The 4453-nt window shown below is 68.9% G+C and carries 5 protein-coding genes and 1 pseudogene; 5 read left to right on the top strand and 1 reads right to left on the bottom strand.

What is annotated here, in order from left to right; all coding sequences use genetic code 11:
• The 5 genes and pseudogenes from AC5LUJ_RS23465 to AC5LUJ_RS23445 all read left to right on the top strand — a co-directional run.
• Nucleotides 1-261: pseudogene (locus tag AC5LUJ_RS23465) on the top strand (hypothetical protein); the annotation flags it as partial.
• 38 nt (nucleotides 262-299) lie between these two features.
• Complete coding sequence (locus tag AC5LUJ_RS23460) at nucleotides 300-731, top strand: hypothetical protein (protein WP_250291587.1); 432 nt, start codon at nucleotides 300-302, stop codon at nucleotides 729-731.
• A gap of 103 nt (nucleotides 732-834) precedes the next feature.
• Nucleotides 835-1137 carry a type II toxin-antitoxin system Phd/YefM family antitoxin gene (locus tag AC5LUJ_RS23455; protein ID WP_250286970.1) on the top strand — a complete coding sequence of 101 codons (303 nt, stop codon included), beginning with the start codon at nucleotides 835-837 and terminating at the stop codon, nucleotides 1135-1137.
• Nucleotides 1134-1421, top strand: coding sequence for a type II toxin-antitoxin system RelE family toxin (locus AC5LUJ_RS23450; protein ID WP_445548415.1), 288 nt, complete (start codon nucleotides 1134-1136; stop codon nucleotides 1419-1421). Before AC5LUJ_RS23455 ends, AC5LUJ_RS23450 begins: the two co-directional genes overlap by 4 nt.
• A gap of 390 nt (nucleotides 1422-1811) precedes the next feature.
• Nucleotides 1812-3959: a TIR domain-containing protein gene (locus AC5LUJ_RS23445; protein ID WP_250286968.1), complete on the top strand. Its 2148-nt coding sequence runs from the start codon at nucleotides 1812-1814 to the stop codon at nucleotides 3957-3959.
• Between the two features lie 195 nt (nucleotides 3960-4154).
• Here AC5LUJ_RS23445 and AC5LUJ_RS23440 read toward each other — a convergent pair.
• Nucleotides 4155-4453: DUF4143 domain-containing protein (locus AC5LUJ_RS23440; protein WP_493465796.1), on the bottom strand; the 299-nt coding region annotated here is incomplete at its 5' end.

The raw sequence follows: 4453 nt of genomic DNA, 5'->3' as shown, positions 1-4453 counted from the left end.
AATCGGTCGACGCGAATAAGGGCCATGGCAGAGCTTATCGGCGGCGTCGAGCATCGCACGATCACGATTGTCGACTACTCTCCGGCCTGGCCGGCCAGATTCGAGCAGGAACGGCGACAAATCCTCACAGCGCTGGGGCCCTGCTCGACTCGTCCGAGGCGATGCTTGCTGCCGCGCAGCGGCGGCTGGCCGCCGAGCCGGCTGACGTTCGTGACCGTGTCCGGCTGGTGCGAGGAAGCGGCGAGGACGCGCCCGCCCTGACGCGGGGCCGACGATTTGCCGCTGTGCTGTGTCACGGCGTGTTGATGTATCTGTCCGAGCCGGCCCCGATGATCGAGGCCCTGTGCGCGTGCACCGTTGTGGACGGCATCGTCTCGGTGATGGCGCTCAACGCGGCGACCCTTGCCGTCCGCCCCGCGCTGGAGCGTCGGTGGGACGACGCGCGGGCCGCCTTCCACGCCCGGGGGGAGTGCGGCGTGCTGGGTTTGGACACGCGTGCCGACACCGTCGAGGAACTCTCCGGCCTGTTCGCTGATCGTGGAGTTCGCCCGCTGGCCTGGTACGGCGTGTGGCTGTTCACCGACTGGATGACCCTCGACGACGGGGACGACGGGGACGACGAGGACGACGAGGACGAGCTGACCAGGATCGCCGAGGTGGAACTCGAAGCCGGCCGGCGTGATCCCTACCGGCGGCTCAGCCGGGTGTTCCACCTTGTGGGACGCGGATGACCTGACGCGGTTGCCGGCTCTCCAGCGGACGCGGGCGTCAAACCACGGCGGTGATCGGTTCTTCGAGTACGCCTGTGATGTTGCCCGGCGGCTTCGGTAGCCCGTGACTATTATTCTGGTCATGGCGACGATCCCGTTGGCGGATGCAAAGGCACGGCTGTCGGCCGTGATGGACGAGATCCGAGACACCCATGAACGAGTGGTGATCACCCGGAACGGGCGACCCGAGGTGATCATGCTCGCTGTCGCGGATCTGGAGGCGTTGGAGGAAACCCTCGACCTGCTGTCCACGCCAGGCGCGGTGGAGCGGATCCGTCAGGCCGAGGCGGACATCGCCGCCGGTGAGGCCATCGGTGCCGACGAGCTACGTCGCGCGTTCGCCGTCCGGGTCGAGCGGGAACGGTGACCGACGACGCCTATCGGCTCTCGCTCGCCCCGGCCGCACACAGGACGCTGACCGAAGGCCCACCGGTCGGGCTGCCGCTCGCCGTGGCAGCCGCGGTGATCGAGTTCGTCACCGGCGCGCTGCTCGACAACCCGCAACGCGTCGGCAAACCACTGGCCCGCGAGCTACACGGCTATCACGCCGCCAGACGCGGCGCCTACCGCGTGGTCTACCGCATCGACGACCGCAGACGCATGGTCCACGTCGTACGTATCGACCACCGCGCCGACGTCTACCACACGTAGATGGCACGGTCCGCTGCCGGACATCAAAGCCCGAGGCAGAGGCGGATGCAATCCCAGCTCGCCCGCATCTGAAGTTCGTCTGAACCGGGTTCTGGAGCCACCCCTGGATAGCGGCAGACCCTCGGCTGCCAGCCAGTAGCGTCGACCATCAGTCCCCGTCTCCGGCCTGGCGCTCCGGTGCCAGCTCAGTAGATCCGATCGTCGAGACAGACGCCACGAGGTGAGCGCCGCGCTGATACCGCGAACCGCGCCACAGTCGATTCCTGGCCGTGGCGCCATGCCACGGCCCCAACTGCGAACTGCCCCGTCTGTCAGTCGAGTGCCAGTGCGACACCCTTGTCGCATAATGTCGCCGACTAGCACGGACTGTGCCGGTGGCACACTGGCGAGGTGACCATAGGCGGCGGCGCGGACGGCACGAGCGGCTACGAGAGCTACGACTTCTACGTGTCGTACGCGCAGGCGGACCGGGCCTGGGCAGAGTGGATCGCCTGGGCGCTGGAAGATGCCGGGTACCAGGTCCAGATCCGGGCCTGGGACTCCGTTCCCGGCTCCAACTGGGTTGCCAGCGTCGACGACGGCCTTCAACGGTCCGACCGAACAATCGTGGTGCTTTCCGACGCCTACATCCGCTCGGAACACCGCAAGGCGGAATGGCAGGCTGCCTGGGTCCGTGACCCGACCGGCAGTGGCCGCCGGCTTCTCGTCGCCCGGGTCGCGAACTGTGCGCCGCCCGGGTTGCTGGGCCCGGTCGTCTCGTTCGACCTGTTCGGCCAACCGGAAGACCAGGCCCGCTTTCAGTTGCTGTGGGCGGCGGGGCTGGCGGCCTCGGGCGGACGGGCGAAGCCCACCTGCGCGCCGCCCTACCCTCAGGACGGCAGGGCGGTACCCGTCCGGCCGTCGTTTCCCGAGCCTGATGTGCCAGGCGCCAGTGGGCATGGTGCCATCTTCTTCTCCTATCCCGAGCCCCGTGCCACCGCCATCTGCGCACCGAGCGTGCTGCTCAGGCCCGAACACCGCGTCGCGCCCTTCGTCGAGCTCAGCGGCGACAGGGCCGCGCTGCATCTCTGGGTGGCCGGGCCAGGCTTGTTCTCCGCGCGGCTGCTGGCTGGTGAGGCTGGATCGGGCAAGACGCGGCTGGCCATGCGGGTCTGCGAGGAGCTGAGCGAGCAGGGCTGGCTGACGGTCCTGGTCAACTCCTCGTTGAGCCAGGCCCAGCTCCGGTGCCTGCGCGAGGCCGATGTCCCGGTGATGGTGGTCGTCGACAGCGCCGAACCGCGGCTCGACCAGGCCGCCCTGATCGCTGCCATACTCGCCGAGGGGGCCGCGTCCGGCACCTCGCCGCGGCGGCTGCTCCTGCTCACACGGTCCGCCCAGTACCTGCTCCGGGATCTCCAGTCGCTGGCCGACACGCGGACCGCCGACCTTTTCCGAGCGGCCCAGGCCCAGTCGATAACCCCTCTTCCGGCCGGGCCCGACGCGCGGCGCGTCCATTTTGATGCCGCATACATGGCGTTTCGGACAGAGCTGCGACAGGCCGGGCCGATCGTCGTGCCGCCACCCGCTGATCTCATGCGTCTTCAGTCGGTGCTGGACGTACACGCGGCGGCGCTGAACGCCTCCCTCAGAGATATCCACAGCTCCCGGGCCCCGTTTGCCACGCTGATGGAACACGATCAGCATTGCTGGCGTGAGCTCGGCCGTCACGACGGCGACCTTCAGACAGGTCTGGCGGCCAAGATCTGCGCCCTGGCGACACTCACGCGGCCCGGCTCCTTCGCGGAGGCGGAAGCCCTGTCGGCCGCGCTGCCCGGCATACTGGGCGTCGACGCCGAAGGGATCCGGCAGTGCCAGAACGCGCTCGGCACGCTCTATCCGGGCCGATGGGCGTTCAGCCCGATCCGGCCCGATGCGTATGGCGAGTATCTGGCGGCGGTCGCGCTGGCGGTTGACCCGTCTCTCGCCCGTGCGCTGGGGTCCGCCTGCTCCGCCGACCAGGCAGCGAGCACTCTCACCGTTCTCGGTCGCGCTCTGCCCCGCCACCCGGAGCTGGCCACCGCGATCGCGGAGATGCTCCGGGCGAATCCCAACGAGTTCGTTCTCGTCGCCACAGAGGTCGCCACCCGGCTCCCTGACCCGGAACGGTTCGCGCGGGCCGTGGCCGATGCCTTCGACGACTCGGCGCTCGGCCAGCTCACGCTCATCACGGCGACGGAGCTGGCGGACCGGGTACGACGCGGCGGCCGGGAACTCGGCCCGCTACGTGGGCTCAGCCTGCGCGCCTCGGCGGCGAACGGGCGCAGGCTGACCGCCGGCTTGACCACGCCCGCCGCGCGGGATCCCAACCTGGCGAGTCTGACAAATATCCTCGACAAGGTGACAAACGGCGTTATCGACCTGTTCGTCGGCCTTGTCGATCCGGGTTCCGGACGCATGCCGTCCAACCCGGACGGGACGCCGGCCGTCCCGCCCGATCTCCTCGGAACATACTTCGACCTGCAACGATACTTCCGGGGATCGGATCCCGAGAAGAAGTGAGCCAGCAGGCGGAGGCAGGAGAACCGTCGGGACCTCCAGCGCCGATCATGCCGGCTGCCAGCAGCATCCGGATGTTGGAGGATTCGGGAACGCCTGGCTGAGGAAGCGGAACGTGCGTCGTTCATCGGCCCGTTCCCGTCCGGTCCGCGAGAACGACCTCACCGGACTCGCGGGGCCAGGTGGGTCATCAGGGGGTCAGGTTCCACAGGGCGTCGAGGGGAGAGCGCAGAGGCGGTCGCCGAAGGGCAGGGTTTGTTGGCCGGTGTAGAGGACGTAGCCGGCTACGAAGCGTGGGCCGAGCAGGTTCGCGAGGTGGCGCAGGCCGGCGAGGTCCTCGGTGCGGACGGTGGCGCCGGCTTTGACCTCGATCCCGACGACACGGCCGTCAGGGGTTTCCAGCAGCGCGTCCACCTTGACCTTGTCCGGTAGTGGTAGCAGTTGGTGCAGCTCGCCGCCGACACCGGCCCGTGTGCAGGGATTGCGGATGTTGCGAT

The sequence above is a fragment of the Protofrankia sp. CiP1_Cm_nod3 genome, from assembly GCF_982290655.1.
This window is presented reverse-complemented; position numbering and strand designations above follow the sequence as displayed.